Below are 627 nucleotides of genomic sequence, written 5' to 3'. Positions count from 1 at the left end.
TAGTTGTTATTTGGATTGTCAGGATCATTTGGTTTACCTGGAGTCGTTACACGAACAATGTTTGACTTAACACCGTAGGCGTCGTTGACTGTCAATGTAAAGTTATTTGTATAAGTTGCCCCATCATTCAAGACACGACCAACAACAGTTGGATATAGAGTCTCAAAGGATTTTGTCAAATCTGCATTGAAAGCAGCTAAGGTCTCCTCAGTAGCCTTAAAGGTTACAGTGTGACTAGCTTTGTCATAGCTTGTTTCAAAACCTTTGCTTGCAGCCTTGGTTGCTTCCAAATCAAACTGATAGCCAGTTGGAAGTGGATCTACCAATACAAATGAAGTTGTTTTTGGACGACCAGCTGTCAACGCTTCTGTTTTCAACTCAAACTTCACTACAGACTGCTTAGCAACGAGAGTACGATCGATATCTACTCCATCCTCATTTTTAATTTCTTTATTAATCTGAGGTTGTGCAAATAGACGATTGTAATGGAAGTGAACTGTTGGCACCGCTGGTGGTGTTGGCAACTGCTTAGGAGTTGGTGCTACCGGCGGAGTTGGCAATGGATCATAATTTGGCTCTTCTGGTTTTGAGGGCTCTGGTTGATCTGGAGTTTTTACCGGTGGAGTT

The 627-nt window shown here is 41.9% G+C and carries 1 pseudogene; it reads right to left on the bottom strand.

The features are described from left to right. Positions 1-627 (bottom strand): annotated as a pseudogene (locus HMPREF2655_RS02380) (agglutinin receptor); the annotation flags it as partial.

Origin of the sequence: Streptococcus sp. HMSC066F01 (assembly GCF_001837335.1) — a bacterium.
Taxonomy (GTDB): domain Bacteria; phylum Bacillota; class Bacilli; order Lactobacillales; family Streptococcaceae; genus Streptococcus; species Streptococcus oralis_S.
This window is presented reverse-complemented; position numbering and strand designations above follow the sequence as displayed.